Raw genomic sequence first — 16,695 nt, 5'->3', positions numbered from 1 at the left:
AAAAAACACAACCATTTCAACTAAATGCACACTCATGGAAAACAATATAGAAAACTGGTGCAGCCATTTCGTGCAATTTACAGGCTCTCCCGAATCACTTAAAGAGATCGAGTGGTTATTCCGAGCGATGTCAGCATTGGAAAAGGAAACCCAGCAAGGACAACGTCCCCCATTTATTAAGAACAACGACGGATGCTTCTCTAATATAGACCTCTTCGATAAGAAAGTCTATTTTGAAACGATAGCAACGCCAAATATCGACCTACTTACTCAGGTGGCCGATAGGTTTCAAACAGGGTTTATACTTGATTACCACGAACTCGGCCATTCTATTTTTGGGGAGGCTACGTATGACCAGGGCAAGATACATGACATCAGGCTCGATATTGAAGACTTTGAAAAATTCAATTATGATCTGGAAGAACAGGCATATATGTTCGAGGGATTTTATTACGATAGTGATGCAGAGATCTTGGAGATCATGCTGGAAATGAAAAAGGATCAGTTAAATAAACCTTATAGTCGCCGAAGATAGAACCATCTCTCTTTACTGACAAAAAGAAAAATGCCCACTTGGGGCATCGCATAAAAACCTTCTGAAAATCCAACAAAAAAAGAAAGGATAAGCCGTTAAACCACCGTTGCTACCTCCGATCTCCTCGTTGCTGAGAACGCAGCCAGTCATCAAAGAGCCTTTCTCGTTCCCTGCGCATTGATGCATCACGTGAACGTTTTGCCACACCCCAAAAGAACAGAATCCAAATTCCAAACCCAACGGCATACGCAGGCCATGGGTTACTCATGGACAATGCCGCGAGAAATGCTCCTGAACCGATAATTGCTGTTATGCACAAATAAATGAATGTTTTCATAGCCTTGGCCCTCAATTCGTTACACTACAAATATAACGAATAAAGGGCTGTAAATCAACTATCTCCCATTTTATTTTATGCCGACAACAACCCATTGTCGGCTTTACCCATTTAAGCATATCCCTCATGAAATACGTCGATAAGGAAGATATAACAAGAAAACACGACCTCACAATTGAGGAAGTGAAGTCTCTGCCAATGTTCAGTCACTTTACAGACGAACAGGCAGAGGAAGCTATCCGTACCATAAAGACCTTTGTAGAAATTGCTCTCGAATACCACAAAAAAGAAAAAGAAAATCATGGTGAAATGACTGATTTTTAGTATATTAGGGTATTGTTTAACACCTGTATTTTAATTGTTAGTCTATGTCAGAAACACTATTTTTTGATACGTTTGCCAAGGGGCAAAAAGCACCCAAGGCGATAAAAAGCAGTAAGGACTGCGTAATTTATACCCGGGTAAGCAGTCAACAACAAGCAGATAACCTCAGCCTTGCCACCCAATTAAAGGCGTGTACGCTTTATGCCGAAAAGCAGGGGTACAACATCGCCGCTACTTTCGGTGGAACCTACGAGAGCGCAGAGACCGATGAACGCAAACAGTTCACGGCCATGATCTCTTTTGTCAGGAAGTACAAGGGTAAGATATCGTACATTTTGGTCTATAGCCTTGAACGTTTTTCACGAAACGACAACTCCATCTGGCTTACCAATGAACTTAGAAAACTTGGCATCGAGATCATATCGGTAACACAGCCTATCGATACGTCCAGTGCCTCCGGACAGATGCAACAGAAAATGCTCTTCCTTTTTGGCGAATTTGACAACCAGCTTCGCAGGCAGAAATGCATGGCAGGAACAAAGGAAATGCTCCTCCGGGGAGATTGGCCGACCCAACCCCCTATGGGCTTTGAAATCGTCAGAAAGGATGGTAAACGCAAGATTGTCGCCAATGCAAAAGGTAGATTAATCAGACAGGCATTCCACTGGAAAGCCTTTGATAACCTGTCCATCGAAGCCATAAGGGCGAGACTTGCAGAGAAAGGGTTAAAGGTATGTCACCAACATATGTCCAAGATACTTCGAAACCCTTTCTATTGTGGCATGATGGCCCACAACATGCTCGAGGGAAAAGTTGTAGAGGGCAACCATGAGAAACTCGTCTCGAAAGAGGTATTCCTTATGGTAAATGGACTCCTGAAAGAAAACCCACAGGGATACCGGATCAACAAGGAAAATTCAGAAATCCCACTGAAACGCTTCCTTATTTGTGACCACTGCGGAAAGCCCATGCGTGGCTACATCGTAAAGAAGAAGAGCCTATACTACTACAAATGTAATACAAAGGCCTGCAACAACAACAAGAGCGCAAGGGATCTCAATAACGTTTTTGAGCAGATACTGCACAGCTTTAGGATCGATCAGGCCAAAGACATGATTAGGGCTGTAAATAAGCAAGCAGTGGCCAAATTCAATCAATTGACGGTAGGAGACCAAGATGACTACCGTGACCTGCAGGAGCAACACACACAGATACTAAAGAAGATCGACAGGTTAGAGGAGCGTTATATAGAGGAAGAAATAGGTGGCGATCTATACCATAAATACCATGCAAGGTATAAGGAAGAAAAGGCTGAAATTGAGAAGAATCTGATGAAACTCTCCAAACAGGTGTCGAACCTTGATGAAAACGTAGGTACTGCCATTAAATTAGCCCTTGAATTGCCTTTAAAGTGGGTTTCCGCCGACTATAACACCAAGAAACGCATACAGTTTCTACTCTTCCCTAATGGTATTTCCTACTGCAAGAAAACAGACGAATGTCGAACCCCAAGAATAAACACACTGTTTTCGTATATAGCTTATTTTCAGCAAATTATAAGCAATAAAAAAAGAGGCATACCAGAATTAGGACTGGATTTTGCCTCTTTCGCAACGTTGGTAGCGGGGAGCAGGATCGAACTGCCGACCTTAGGGTTATGAATCCTACGCTCTAACCATCTGAGCTACCCCGCCAAAAATTTAGTTTGCAAATATAGTTTATTTTACCTTTCTTTAGAAAAAAAGTTAACAATCTATATAAAACGCAGATTATACGCATATTATCACGATTAGCATGGCAGAAAAAATCAAATTCCATTTGGAATACGAAATTAAGTCTTCACCAAAAATCTTATTTTCCTTCCTGCAAGAGCCCAACGCATTAGCCCAGTGGTTTGCCGACGACGTGGCTTATAAGGATGGCATTTATGAATTTAGCTGGGACGACGAACAGCATAAAGCCAAGCTGATCAGTAGCAAGGAAAACAAATTAGTGAAATATAAATGGCTTGATGACGAGCCTTATTATTTTGAAATGGAAATCATCCAGGATGAGCTCACCAACGATGTAGCATTGGCTATTACTGATTTTGCTTGGGAAGAAAACCTCGATGACCGCAAATTAATCTGGAATAACCAAATAGAGTATCTTCAAAGTGTAATCGGTGCCTAAAAAACCTTATCTTTGTAGTAAGGTTGTTTGTGGTGATTACTGATGAAAAAAATCCATCTTCTTATCCTCAAGTCATTCATCAGACCATTCATCGTCACGTTTCTTATCGTGATGTTTGTATTGCTGATGTTATTTCTATTCAAATACATCGATGATTTGATTGGAAAAGGTTTCGAGTGGTATGTTATCCTAAAATTATTGGCTTATCAGTCAGCTGTGCAGATATCCATGGCTATGCCACTCTCTATGTTGCTCTCTTCTATCATGACATTTGGCAATTTGGGGGAGAGCTATGAACTGGTGGCAATTAAGGCAGCGGGAATCTCCCTTCGAAAAGCCATGACTCCATTGTTTGTCCTCGTCGGATTATTCAGCGGCGGTGCCTTTCTCTTCAGTGACTACATTCTGCCTGTTGTCAACCTTAAGATGGGTGCATTGCTCTACGATGTACGAATCAAACAAACTGATTTTCTGGTGAAGCCAGGTGTGTTTAACAATACAATTCCCGGTTATTCCATTCGCGCAAAAGGAAAAAGTAAAGATGGAAAAATTTTGTACGACTTGATGATTTACGATCACAAGTCGAGCAGCACAGCCAGCAATGTACTATTGGCAAAAGAAGGATATATCTACAATTCACCAGACAACAATACCATGATCCTTAAACTCAAGGATGGAGTTCGGTATGAAGATAGTAGAGCAAGAAACGCGAAAGTGTACAACCCCCGTCAGCAATTTACGCGCTTTTATTTTGATGAAACTGAACAGAAATTTGACATGTCTGCTTTTGAATGGAAGCGAACGGACGAAAACCTGTTTAAGAGTCACCATATGATGCTCAATCTAAAGCAGCTCAAGTATTACACCGATTCAAACGCCGTGCAGATGGATAGTCTCCGGAATACCGTGTTTCGCGAAATAAAATCTTATTATTATTATTTTAATGATTATTATAAACCGAAAGATAGTATTCAATCTGTTCCTCTATCACCGGTGAACTACAAAGAGAGTTTTGCAGAAGTTATTCCCTTGGACAAACGTAATATGGCCATTAGTAACGCCACAAATCAAATGAGATATATTAAGGATGTACTTAATATAAAGGCCAATGAGGATACGTTTTACCGTGATAAGGACATTCGCTATAATATCGAGTTTCAGCGCAAGTTCACCTTAGCTGTATCCTGTCTCTTGCTGTTCTGCATCGGAGCGCCGTTAGGTGCGATCATTCGAAAAGGTGGCCTAGGGCTTCCAGTTGTCATGGCAATTATTTTTTTTCTTATTTACCACATTATTTCTACAGTAAGCGAGAAATCAGCAAAGGAGGGAAATATAGACACATTCTGGGGGATGTGGATGGCCATCTTTCTATTGTCGCCATTGGCCATTTTTCTTGCCTATAAAGCTGCGACAGATTCCGCGCTATTTGATATTGAACAATATCGGCTGAAAGCTGAAAAAGTATGGTCATGGTTTAAGACCAAACTTGGCAGCCGCAATCGGCAAACTGAGCAGCCGAAATCCCATAAATCTTTACAAGACGATTATACATTATCCCCATAAGATAATGTAATTTTGCCTGTGGTTTAAAGTATAGTCAATGGATATTACCTTGAATACGATTGAGGAAGCAATCGAAGATATAAAACTTGGAAAAGTGGTTATCGTCGTAGACGACGAGGACCGAGAGAATGAGGGTGATTTCATCACAGCTGCACGGAATGCCACCCCCGAAATCATCAACTTCATGGCTGCTCACGGCCGTGGATTGGTCTGTGTACCGCTCACTGAAGAGCGCTGCAAAGCACTTGATCTCAATTTAATGGTTGGAAATAATACAGCTGTGTATGAAACCAATTTTACCGTTTCGGTGGATTTGCAGGGATATGGATGCACCACAGGAATTTCTGCTTCCGATCGATCAAAGACGATCAAGGCATTGATAAATCCAGACATAAAACCGGAAGAATTTGGACGGCCAGGACATATCTTCCCATTGATTGCAAAGGATGGCGGTGTACTGCGGCGCGCAGGACACACGGAGGCAGCAGTAGACCTCGCTCGACTTGCTGGCTTTGAACCGGCTGGTGTACTGGTTGAAATTCTTAAAGAAGATGGTGAAATGGCCCGCCTCCCCGATCTCGTGCAGGTTGCAAATCATTTTGACTTAAAAATTATCTCCATCAAAGATTTAATCGAATACCGGCTTGCCAAAGATTCACTGATTACACGCGAAGTTTCCGTCAACCTGCCAACTCAATGGGGGCAATTCAATTTAATGGCCTATACCCAGAAAATCACGGGCGAACAACATATCGCCCTTTACAAAGGAGAATGGGCTCCCGATGAGCCGATCTTGGTACGTGTACATAGTTCCTGCATTACAGGAGATATATTTGGGTCCTGCCGCTGCGATTGCGGTCCGCAGTTGCACCGCGCGATGCAAATGATTGAAGAGGAAGGTAAAGGAATTGTAGTATATATGAATCAGGAAGGCCGCGGAATCGGTCTGATAAACAAACTGCATGCTTATAATCTTCAGGAAAATGGATTGGATACGGTCGACGCAAACCTAAAATTAGGATTTAAGCCTGACCATCGCGACTACGGTATCGGAGCACAAATATTGCGGGACTTGGGTGTAACCAAAATGCGTTTAATGAGTAACAACCCAACAAAACGTGCCGGACTTATCGGATACGGATTGGAGATTGTCGAAAATGTACCCATAGAGATTGCATCCAATCCGTATAACGAACAATATTTGCGGACCAAACGGGACCGGATGGGACATACCATTATGAAGGATCCGCTTCCATGATCCGGCGGTAAATACGCCGGATTGTCAAAACCAGACAAGTCAGGAAGGCCCCCAATACCATGCCAGCTGCAATGGCAAGCCCCTTTCCGATTTTGTCGTCCTCTAACGGCAGTATCGGCTTATCTAAAATTTGGATGACGGGCTTTTCATTCCGCAATGTGATTTTTGCAAGTTCCTGATTTTTAACCAATTCCGTTAATATTGCGGTATTTGCCTGTACATCCACGGTTCTCCTTTGTGACCCTACCCGAAGACTTTGAAGCGCACGATTGGGATTAGGATTAGCGTCCGTTGCAGCAGCCACTCCGCCGATAGCTGCATCAAGCTCTTTACGTACTGAATCTACCTGTCGCGTCAGTACGGTTAAATTCTCCTCCGCTTTCTGGGTTCTGGTGCGGATATAGAAGTCTGATGCATTCTTAATTAATGTCTCGACAAACGCCTTGGAAAACGATTCATCTAACGTTTCCATTTCCACTGCGATGATATTGCTTTTCTTGTCGGGTTTTCCAATAACAAGATTACGTTTTAAGATCGACTTATAAAATTCAGCCATCAAACTGTCTTGACGGTATATGCCTATCGTATCCTTAAATTGAATATCTTTTAGATGCGCCTTATTCGCCCATTTTTTCCGCAATCCGTTACACGCAATATATCGATTAACCAATAGATCCTTTTCTTCTCCAAACTTCACCTCGGAGAGCAATGTTTTATCAATCATGGATCGTGACTTCAAAAATTCAATGATATTGTCTCCCTGGAAGAATCCTCCCGTACTACCTAATCCACCTAGATTGAACCCAAATTGAGCAGCGATGCTTGCAGCTGCTCCCAAGCCGCCTCCCGAACTGCTGCTTTGCTCATCTAAAACAAAACTCAACTTGGCGGTATAGTGTGTTTTCTTGGTTAGTGAATAAACCAATGCCAACGCACCACAAAGGGCTGCTACTATAAAGATAAGCACCCATTTACTCCTCAAATAGCTGATTAAGCCATTGATCTTTACAATCAGCTCCCTCAGATTGATATCGTCGCGTTGCCCTTGTGAAGCACCAGATTGTTTGTTGTCAGTCATTATCAATTACACCAAATTGATTAACGGAATAACGTCACTATGATTGCCGCCAGTGATGCGATACCGGTACCGAATCCCAGCCATTGCTGCACACCGATTGAGGGCTTTATCTCCTTCTGAGGCACAAAAATTTCAGCTCCCGGTTTGATGGGAGGATAATTATTAAAAAACAGAAAGCGGTTCGTGCTTTTCACCGATCCATTTGCATATAGTACATAAACGCTTTTACGCAATGCACGTGAAGAAAAACCACCTGCTTGGGAAATATACTGTCTGAAATCTTTTGAAGGTGAGTACACAGCTGTAGACGGAGCTAATACTTCGCCGGAAATCTTCACAGTCTGTAATTCTTTCGGTACATGAATAACATCTCCATCTTCCAGGATAAGATCACCCCGATAGCCTGGCCTTTTCAGAATGTACTCCAAATTAATACCCACGAGATCGTTGTCAATATTTTTGTCGATATTAAGCTCGTTAAAAACCGAGGCATCGCTTTGTAGTTGTTGCAGCGCGAGCAGTCGGCTGTATTCCGCTTGTTTCTTCCGCTCTCTTTCAGCCACTTCCGCTCCCGTTTCATTCACTGTCGGTCCTTTACCGATCCATCCGCCACGCTTCAGCGATGCGCCATCCACATAAGCAAAAGGAGTGAGTCCGCCTGCTCGGTTAATAAGATCCGAAATACGCTCGTCTTTACGATTGATCGTATATAAACCTGGATATAACACTTCTCCCACTATGCGCACCGTCTTCTGTGTTTCATAACCGGTTGACGTACGGACCACCACCCGGTCAAAAGGCATCAACACGAAATCCTGATCTTCCTTACTCAATCCCTTATCGGCGTTCACCTGAAAGACCTCGGCGATGTGGGCTGATTGGGATAAAATGTCGGCATTTGTTACGCGCCTGGATATCTCGATCCGGCTACCGGATGCACTCTCACGGAAGCCTCCTGCCTGTATAATCAGGTCCTGTAGCGTAATCCCTTCCGCATAAGGGAACCTACCTGGTGACCTGACTTCACCATCAATGTCTATCGTATAAGCTTCGCGCAGGTCAAAGATGGAGGATATCGTAACAACGTCTTCCCGCTTCAATTCGATATCTGGTTCTGTGCCTGCAACAATGCCAGCCACATCGAATGATAGCTGTTCGTGTTGCGAATCGTCTTTCAAGCGCAGAATATTTCCCCGGTTTAAGAAAGCGTCTTCCTTCAGTCCCTCTGCCTTTTTGATTAACATAGATACAGTCAACCCCGGGCTCAGTTCATAGTCTCCCGGGCGAAATACAGCCCCCGCTATGCGCACCCGGTTCTCAAACCGGGTTAAAATGCGGTCCACCATATAAATATCCCCTGCCTGCGGTCTATAATGCGCATATTGGCTGCTGAGCAAATCCTCAATACGCTGTTCTGTTGCAGTTCTCTTTGTAATCTTAATCCTTGCCCGGTAAGCATTTTCGGTGAATCCGCCGGCATATGCCAACAGATCTTCAAATGTTTCACCTTCCTTTAGTTCAAATATCGCTGGACGCTTTACTTCACCCCGTACCTCCACTTTACTTTCGTAAGGCGGAACCATCAGCACATCCTGATCTTCTAAACGGACATTCTCTTTGAAGTTGCCTGAAATCAGAAAATCATAAATATCCAACCTGGCAATTTCCTTGCCCCCTCTGATCAGCCGGACATTTCTGAATGAACCGTTTTTTGATGGCCCTCCGGAATAATAAAGTGCATTGAATACCGTGGCTACTGAAGGAAGGGTATAAGTACCTGGTTTAACAATTTCTCCGGTTAGAATTACCTTAATACTTCGGATATTACCCAATGCAACCGTCACTTTTGTCCCACCTGTTCGAATTGCACTGTATATGGTGGCCATTTCGCTTCGAATACGTGCTGTGGCCTGTTCAATGGTCATTCCGGCGACCTGTACTATACCTACATATGGAATATTAATCATCCCTTCGGGAGTAATATTTAATGAATGATTTTCTTCGGATTTACCATAGATATCAATCAATATCTGATCACCTGGTCCAAGTACATAATCTTGCGGCGTAGCAAGTCGAAGGTTGGGTTCAAACAATGCCGGAGCTCCTTGAAATAAAGAAGCCCCAAAAACTGGTAATGTATCCTTAACCGTAGTATCGGGGGGAGTTGGTTTGGCAACTACCGTATCTATCATTTGGCGTTCCGGACGGTTTTGTACGGGACTGACTATTTGTGGACGGGTATTTGACGAGGCTTTCAGCGTTGCAATTCTAGTGCGCAATTTTTCAATCTCGGAAGCGGGCATCCCGCGCTGCAGTGCCGCCTGCGTCATTTCTTCTTCCGACAATCCCATAGACTCCGCCTGCCTTAGGTATGCCAAGATCTGTTCGTCCGATAAATCATCTACACGTACCTGAGAAAGGTTATCGGCACTGATAGTTTGGCTATAACAATTATATCCAAAAACCAGTAAAACAGAAACGAACAATATACTCAAATAAAAACCAATATAAATCTTCATAAATTGCAAAATAACTCAACGGCCTGTTAACAACTTGCGCTATGTTGGTATAGCCGAGCGTCAATCAACTAACAAAGAAACTGATTTTTATTTATACTAACGCCTTATACGATTTGAATTTCGTAAAATTAAGCATAAAAATTTTGTGTGAGCTTCTGTTTAATTTCAGATGCATTTACCGTATTAATTCGAAAGTAACGAACCACCCGCTATAACAATAACCAATTAGCCTATCGCATAAATTTAAAACCTATACATAAGTGAAGTAGCAAAATGCCAATTTGATCGATCCATGTGCTCGAAAGCCCAAAAACCTTCACTTGAATCCTTTAGCTCATTCAAATAATTATATGAATGAGAATATCGGAGTTTTCCCGAAACAGCGATTCGATCAAAATCCCATACGCCCACAGCAGCAACACCCAAATCAACCCAAGGTCTTCTTATATCACGATAAGCTTTGTAAAAAAAATCATTGTTATTCGTCAACCGATCAACTTCCACCCCCAGCTGTTTCAGCCCTCTTAACCAGCTAATTCCAATTGACTGTATGTTACTTCCGGGACCTATTCCCGCACCAAGTACTTGCCCTTGATTGGTATATCCATGCCTTACCCTATAATCTGTATACCACGAAGGGCTATTCCGCACATTCCGTGTTCTCGTTTTTTCCATTTGAGTACCTTCAACTTCTACTTGGATCATATCGCCCCGATGTGTATTCAATGGTACCAATTTTCTGAACCCAACAACATATGCACGGGAATGATCCAATTCAACCAACAGATCTCGTTGATCCCATGGAGGATCGGTACGTCCGTACTCAAAATAAATTTCAGCGTTCCCCTTCGGCATAACCCATCTAGCAAATATAGATGAATACACATCCCTATTCATCCGATCCTCTCTACTCTGTATTTTTTCAGGGGCATTATACGCATTCCTTGAACCCGGACCAAAAAGGGGCAGATACCCTTTCAGCCCACCCCCCAAATTTTCACTGTAAACAATAAAACTCCGAGCTAACCCAATGGATAATCCGGACAACCATTTAGGTTGGTAAGCAAGCACAATACCGGAAATGTACCGCCAATCATCAGGCTTAGGATTATAATATTCCTCCTTAAACTGCATTTCCTCTAATGGAGCTGGAACAAATCCACTGGCAGGAAGTTTGCCTGCTATCAATTGCCCCTCGAACGACCCTATTCGGGTCAATATCGGCCTTGTCGTATTCAATGTCAAATGAACAAAACCTGGTGCATTATTGGTCATCAATAACGAATTTTTACGCCCCGGGCCCCACCATATATTTTCCGTAGAAATCCCAAAGGAAACAGGATCATAGTTAAAACGTAAGCTGCTTTGACCTGGGAAAATTTTGGTGTACCTTCCATCACCAAAATACTCTGGAAGATCAATGTGATTGTTTAGGTCATACCAAATCGACCACATGTATTGATCGCCCCCCCTATAACCAGGGTTCTGTTTATTGGCTGCCGTTATGAATTCCGGATTTAATTGGATCGAAAACCACTTATATTCCGCATAAATTCCTGCACTGATCATCGTTTGATATCCTACCGAGGGTATCATAGGCCCGTCATTCCAACCATATCGATAAGTTGAATTGATTTGTTGCTTCCAAATTACCGGCATCAATTTAATCTTACCCTCACCATTTGCGAAATGTCCACCACCTAAAATATGCTGGGAGTTTTCATCCATCGGCCCTATCGATGCAGGCAACGGTCTGATAGCAAAGGAAATGGATGGGTCAAGTATTCCTTTTAGTTGATTAATTCGCTGTTGTTCTTCCAGCACAGAGTTACCAAGAGGTACCTGAGCCCAGCTCAAATCGTTTAAGCCAGCCAGAACAATCAATAAAACAACAGCAAATCGTGAAATGCTATACATAGTCTATATATGCTAATTTCAAAACTTATAATACAGCCCCAATTGAAACTGAACGTTAAACTTATCATTCCCACTAAAACTCCAATAACTATTGGCATTTGGGTTTGGCTTCACCTCTTGGTATTGATAATTCATGGCTTTAATAAAATGCAACTGGCTACTGAGTAAAAAGTTCTTGTAATCCCATTCCCCATATAGCGCCATGCTGATATCAACCCAATTTCTACGCATATCGTCAGAAATTAAATAGAAGAAATCATTATAATGTACATAACGTTGAAACTGTACACCGAGCTGTTTCATCGCTTGTATCCAAGAAATGTTCAACGTTTGCAGGTTACTCCCTGGATCGATACCTGCACCAAGCATCTGCCCAAGATGTGTATAACCATGCCGTACTTGCCCGTGACGATACCAAGGCCCCCCTCGTCTGATATCTTCCGTCGGACCTTCGGACTGCATCACCTCTAGGTTGACATTTAAATAATCGTCACCAAACCAATTAAGAGCCGTCATTTTACGAAATCCGAAAATATATGCCCGGGAGTGTTCTAACATCACGAATAAATCCCTTGAATTCCAGGGGTGGTCGTTTCGTCCGTACTCAAAATAAGCTTCGGCATTTGCCGACGGTATGAGCCAACGAACAAACGTCGATAATAGTTGATCACGGTCAATCCCTTCTCCCTCATTAGCTGCACTGTCACCTTCTCCACCATAAGACGACTTAACAGCAGGTTCGAAAAAGGGGAGATAATTTTTGAGACCTCCGCTTAGTGCTGCGCTATAAGCAACAAACGACCTTGAAAGCCCGATTGATAACCCGGGCAACCAAGTTGGTTGATAAGTCAATATGATCCCCGATAAATAACGCCAATCATCAGATTTAGGCCTGTAAAAGCCTTCATAATGATCCGAATTACCCATTTCTTTTGGGGGAAAACCCGATCCATCAAGCCTGCCCGCTATTATCTGACCTTCAAAATTCCCTATTGGTGTCTTCACCGGCTTCGTTGTGTTAAGCGTGAGATGAGCAAAACCTGGAGCCGTATTGCTTAACATCAATGAATTGTACAATCCTGGTCCCCACCAAAGATTTTCCGTAGACAATCCAACCGATACGGGATCGAAGGTAAGACGTATGCTGCTCTGGCCGAGAAGTGCCTTTGAATACCATCCCTCACCAAAACGTTCCGGTTTGTCAATAGTATTTCCCCAACGTGAGTACCAAGCTGACCATGCCTGCCGGGATTTTGCGTTAAATCCTTCATAGCGCTTGTTTTGTGCCAAGACATATTCCGGCCTCAACTGGATGCTTAAAAACTTATACTTAGCATAAACCCCTCCACTTAACATCATCTGATAACCTGCCGAAGGAATCATAGCCCCATCATTCCAACCATAAGGGATCGTGCTATTAATTTGGTGTTTCCATTGAAATGGTAAAATTTGCACATCGAGTCCCTCCTCTTTGTCAATCAGATGGGCTCTAGAGGCTTCGTCTCCTGGCAAAAAAATATTACGTCTGTTAATGACATTGTTTGTCAGCGGTCTGACGGAAAATGTAACGGTTGAGTCAAATTTTCCCAGTAGTTGTTCTCGACGGTAAAAGTCTTCCAATATGGGAGTGCCTACGGGGAGGTTCTGTCCCGACGCAGCATACCCTCCCGTCATCAAGAAGATTGTGGACACAACCACTCGGAACATATTACGATTAACAACCATATGAATTATTTGTAACGATGTTTGGTAAAGATAAACTATTGAACATAGAAAATCCCTTTTAATAAAACTACACTGAACATTCTATTTCTTTTAGATGAGGAAACGCGGCGATTTGTCGGTAATACATTTCTAACACTTGTCTCTCCGAAAACAACGCTTCTACCCTTGTCCTTGCCCGTTTTCCCATATTTCTTTTTTCGTCATTTGAAAGCTTAACAAAATCCTCCAATTTATGCGCCAGGGAATCGATGTCTCTCGGGGCAACAAGATAACCGGTTTGCCCGTCACTAACAACCTCTCTGCATCCCACGTTATCCGTTGTAATGGATGGCACTTCCATACTGCCCGCCTCTAGTAAGCATCTTGGTATACCCTCACTATAATAAGAAGGAAATACTAAACAATTCACTTTTTCCAGAAAGGGACGCACATCATCCGTATTCCCCCAATATTCGATGATTCCCTCCGCTTCCCATTCATGAACAGTTTTCCGGGTTATCGCAGTTGGATTAGCAGTATCCGTGAAGCCTAATAGCGCGCCTGTCACATTTAGGCCTTTTTCCTTTAATAAGGCTATCGCTTTGACAAAATCTTCCACTCCTTTGTCATATAATAACCTCCCAGCATATAAAAACTTCGGCGGCCTGTCATCCGGGAAGGGGATTGTACGCCGGAAATACATGGTGTCCACCCCCTCCCCCGGTATAAGCTGCATCTTGCCTTCATCTAAAATCTGATTTTGTTTAAAATAGTGCAGATCATCAGTGTTGAGAAACCAAACTTTTTCTGCATTTTTTAGCGAAAAGCTATATAACAATTTAACAATACGTGTCAATAATCCTCCTTTAGATATTCCGTAACCCAATCCGGTAATCACAGCGACAACGGGAATACTTACTAATTTTGATGCGACAACACCATAAATATTAGGTTTGATGGTGTATGTAAATACCAAATCGGGACGAAGGCTTTTCAACGCTTTTTTGAATTCCAAAAGTAAACGACAGTCGCCAAATGGATTGAACCCCCGAGCTGCAAGTTTTGTTATTGGCACGAATTTGACACCTAACGATTCAAGGTTCGCCACGTAGTTGTCGTAGGGAGCTAGTACATAAACATCAATTTTCTTCGCTATCAACGTCTTTAACAAGCCCTTTCTGAAATTATACATGCTCCACGCTGTGTTTGCGATAAAAGCAATTTTTTTTCTTACTATCAACTGTATTTCTGTATTCAATCGCTAAAAATATCAAATAATTGAATTTTTCTGATTTCTTTTTCCAAATCATTCTTTTCTTTCGCGGTTAAGGGTATATTCCGCATAGCAGTCAATACGTCTTGTCGACCAATCAATGCCATCAAGTAATACACCCCTGTCTTCAAATGAGTTTTATTCTGTTGCCAATATAACGAAACATTACTTAACACGCCTTTCCCATAAACTGCAAATACCTTTCTCAGGGTTTTCATACTTGCCGCGTAATTTGTTACATTGATTTTTCCTTCTCTTACGATGTACAGGTGTTCACGAACTCTTCCAAAATTCGAATGTCTATATGTTCTACACCACAATTCGTAATCTTCAGCCCTTACATATTCAGGGTCATAGGGGTTTTTAACAAACCATTCTCTTTTTCCTAAAACAGAAGCATGAAGAAGTAAGGCATGTTTAAGAACCTTCTTTTCATGCGTATCGATAACCTCTATCCCACGCTTTCCTACAGGCCGGCCGCACTCATTAATTGTATATGCACCTGTATCCACCAAGTCTATCTCTGGATTTTTTAACAAAAAATCTACCTGCTTAGCGATCCGGTTTGGCAGCATTAAATCATCAGCGTCCATCCGTGCAATGAACTTACCCTTCGCCAACGCACTTACCTGATTTAAACGATATATTAGACCTCGGTTATATCCGTCGTCTATGATTCGTATTCTAGTATCCTTTAATTCTTTGACAAGTTCCAAAGACCGATCAGTAGAACCATCATTCACCAAAATAAGCTCCCAATCAGCAAAAGTCTGGACAAAAACCGACTTTACTGCATCAAGCAATGTAGTTTCATTATTGAAAAAGGGGATTGCTATCGTTACCAATGGAGTTCTCACGATCTAATCATCTGGCTATCAAACATATCTTGAATCCGCTCAAAAGAAAAATACGCTTGCAATTCTTGGATACCGAAAAGATACTGAGCATAATGAGCGTCCCCATTTAAGATCAGTCGCTGTACATGATTTGCCATATCATCGTAACTTTCACAGAGAATGCCAGGGGTTGTGTTGCATAAACCGAAAAGATATTCTGAATATGCATTCTTTATACTTATCAAAGGGATACCAAAGGCTATCGCATCCATCATGGCTCCGCTACTAACCATCTCATATTGGTCATCTAAATACAAAAAAACAGCATAGCGCATTCTCAAACATTGTTCCATATATTTTTTGGCATCAATAAGAGTTAATGAAGATATATATTCAACAAACCCATTATGAAAAGGGCTAATATCGGGGAATACCTGACCGCTAATCAAAAAAATTGCCTTTCCTGACGTTACACTTTCCGCATTTTGCTTAGCCAAATCGAAAAAAAGATGTGAGTTTTTCGCCAGCTTAGCTGTCCCAATATGACCAAAGGCCATTTCTTGAACTTGGTGCTTATTAAACACCGCATGTTTATATTTGTCGTCGTAAGGATGGGGTATTTCGAGTATTGATGAAGGATCAATCAATTTGTCTTCTATCAGTTTTCCTTTAATTAGTTCATTGAGAACCAAAAATTTTCGATTCGGAAATTTCGCCTGAAGCGCTTTACGAACACATATTGCGTAAATTCTATCTACCTGCTTAACATTTTTAGACCTTAGTAATTGTAACTCTCCATGAAGCGTAATGATAATTTTGATATGCCTATATCTGGGAAGTCTCACCCACAAGTGAGTAAAATAATTTGCAAAAGGTGACATGGATGAGAAAAAAACAAGGGAAACTCCATTTTTGAAGGCTCTCCTTATCACACGAATAACATTAAAGCATTCAACAACTATTTTTATAACCCATCTGATTTTCCGCTTTGCTTTTGGTTCCAGAACAGTAATCGCCGAAAAGTCGACCTTCGAATCGTTATTGATGTTATCTGATAATTCCCCCCAATGAGAAGTTGACATATGGCAGTGAATGGCGTGTTTTTGGAAGGAGTTTATAACTAATTGGAGCAATTTACCGTTAATGAAGGCGTGCTCATTATGGGTCTTATTCATTTCA

At 42.0% G+C, this 16,695-nt stretch carries 13 protein-coding genes and 1 tRNA gene; 6 read left to right on the top strand and 8 right to left on the bottom strand.

Annotated elements, in window-relative coordinates; genetic code table 11:
- The first annotated feature begins 34 nt into the window (after positions 1 to 34).
- The 3 genes from IEX60_RS10360 (at position 35) to IEX60_RS25140 (ending at position 2,857) form a co-directional block, all read left to right on the top strand.
- Entirely contained in the window at positions 35 to 535 is a 501-nt protein-coding gene (locus IEX60_RS10360) for a DUF1281 family ferredoxin-like fold protein (RefSeq protein ID WP_188750236.1), read from the top strand.
- Positions 536 to 998: 463 nt separating this feature from the next.
- Entirely contained in the window at positions 999 to 1,196 is a 198-nt protein-coding gene (locus IEX60_RS10355; RefSeq protein ID WP_188750234.1) for a hypothetical protein, read from the top strand.
- A 44-nt stretch (positions 1,197 to 1,240) separates the two neighbouring features.
- A complete protein-coding gene (locus IEX60_RS25140) occupies positions 1,241 to 2,857 on the top strand; it encodes a recombinase family protein (RefSeq protein WP_373285042.1) in 1,617 nt (538 codons plus the stop codon).
- On the opposite strand, the gene IEX60_RS10345 is transcribed toward IEX60_RS25140, so the two are convergent.
- Positions 2,814 to 2,890, bottom strand: a tRNA-Met gene (locus IEX60_RS10345). The two genes, IEX60_RS25140 and IEX60_RS10345, sit on opposite strands and share 44 nt — an antisense overlap.
- A gap of 100 nt (positions 2,891 to 2,990) precedes the next feature.
- Between IEX60_RS10345 and IEX60_RS10340 the strand changes: the two genes are divergently transcribed.
- The 3 genes from IEX60_RS10340 to IEX60_RS10330 are packed head-to-tail and all read left to right on the top strand — an operon-like array spanning position 2,991 to position 6,189.
- Positions 2,991 to 3,368 (top strand): START-like domain-containing protein, encoded by a 378-nt coding sequence (locus IEX60_RS10340; protein WP_188750231.1) that lies wholly within the window; start codon positions 2,991 to 2,993, stop codon positions 3,366 to 3,368.
- Between the two features lie 42 nt (positions 3,369 to 3,410).
- Complete coding sequence (locus IEX60_RS10335; protein ID WP_188750230.1) at positions 3,411 to 4,931, top strand: LptF/LptG family permease; 1,521 nt, start codon at positions 3,411 to 3,413, stop codon at positions 4,929 to 4,931.
- Between the two features lie 37 nt (positions 4,932 to 4,968).
- Positions 4,969 to 6,189 carry a bifunctional 3,4-dihydroxy-2-butanone-4-phosphate synthase/GTP cyclohydrolase II gene (locus tag IEX60_RS10330; RefSeq protein WP_188750216.1) on the top strand — a complete coding sequence of 407 codons (1,221 nt, stop codon included), beginning with the start codon at positions 4,969 to 4,971 and terminating at the stop codon, positions 6,187 to 6,189.
- On the opposite strand, the gene IEX60_RS10325 is transcribed toward IEX60_RS10330, so the two are convergent.
- From IEX60_RS10325 to IEX60_RS10295, 7 genes are all read right to left on the bottom strand, one after another.
- A complete protein-coding gene (locus IEX60_RS10325) occupies positions 6,167 to 7,267 on the bottom strand; it encodes a Wzz/FepE/Etk N-terminal domain-containing protein (RefSeq protein WP_188750214.1) in 1,101 nt (366 codons plus the stop codon). The two genes, IEX60_RS10330 and IEX60_RS10325, sit on opposite strands and share 23 nt — an antisense overlap.
- A gap of 20 nt (positions 7,268 to 7,287) precedes the next feature.
- Positions 7,288 to 9,786 carry an SLBB domain-containing protein gene (locus tag IEX60_RS10320; protein ID WP_188750212.1) on the bottom strand — a complete coding sequence of 833 codons (2,499 nt, stop codon included), beginning with the start codon at positions 9,784 to 9,786 and terminating at the stop codon, positions 7,288 to 7,290.
- A gap of 243 nt (positions 9,787 to 10,029) precedes the next feature.
- Positions 10,030 to 11,703, bottom strand: a complete 1,674-nt coding sequence (locus IEX60_RS10315; protein ID WP_188750210.1) for a capsule assembly Wzi family protein — start codon at positions 11,701 to 11,703, stop codon at positions 10,030 to 10,032.
- Positions 11,704 to 11,721: 18 nt separating this feature from the next.
- On the bottom strand, positions 11,722 to 13,323 hold the full coding sequence (locus tag IEX60_RS10310; protein WP_229717509.1) for a capsule assembly Wzi family protein: 1,602 nt from the start codon (positions 13,321 to 13,323) through the stop codon (positions 11,722 to 11,724).
- Between the two features lie 172 nt (positions 13,324 to 13,495).
- Positions 13,496 to 14,665, bottom strand: a complete 1,170-nt coding sequence (locus IEX60_RS10305) for a glycosyltransferase family 4 protein (protein WP_188750208.1) — start codon at positions 14,663 to 14,665, stop codon at positions 13,496 to 13,498.
- Entirely contained in the window at positions 14,662 to 15,537 is an 876-nt protein-coding gene (locus tag IEX60_RS10300; protein WP_188750206.1) for a glycosyltransferase family 2 protein, read from the bottom strand. The genes IEX60_RS10305 and IEX60_RS10300 overlap by 4 nt, the downstream gene beginning before the upstream one ends.
- Positions 15,534 to 16,691 carry a hypothetical protein gene (locus IEX60_RS10295; RefSeq protein ID WP_188750204.1) on the bottom strand — a complete coding sequence of 386 codons (1,158 nt, stop codon included), beginning with the start codon at positions 16,689 to 16,691 and terminating at the stop codon, positions 15,534 to 15,536. The genes IEX60_RS10300 and IEX60_RS10295 overlap by 4 nt, the downstream gene beginning before the upstream one ends.
- Between the last annotated feature and the right edge of the window lie 4 nt (positions 16,692 to 16,695).

The organism is Parapedobacter defluvii (assembly GCF_014642075.1).
Lineage (GTDB): Bacteria > Bacteroidota > Bacteroidia > Sphingobacteriales > Sphingobacteriaceae > Parapedobacter > Parapedobacter defluvii.
The sequence above is the reverse complement of the archived record's forward strand: the minus strand, read 5'-3'. Positions and strand labels throughout refer to the sequence as shown.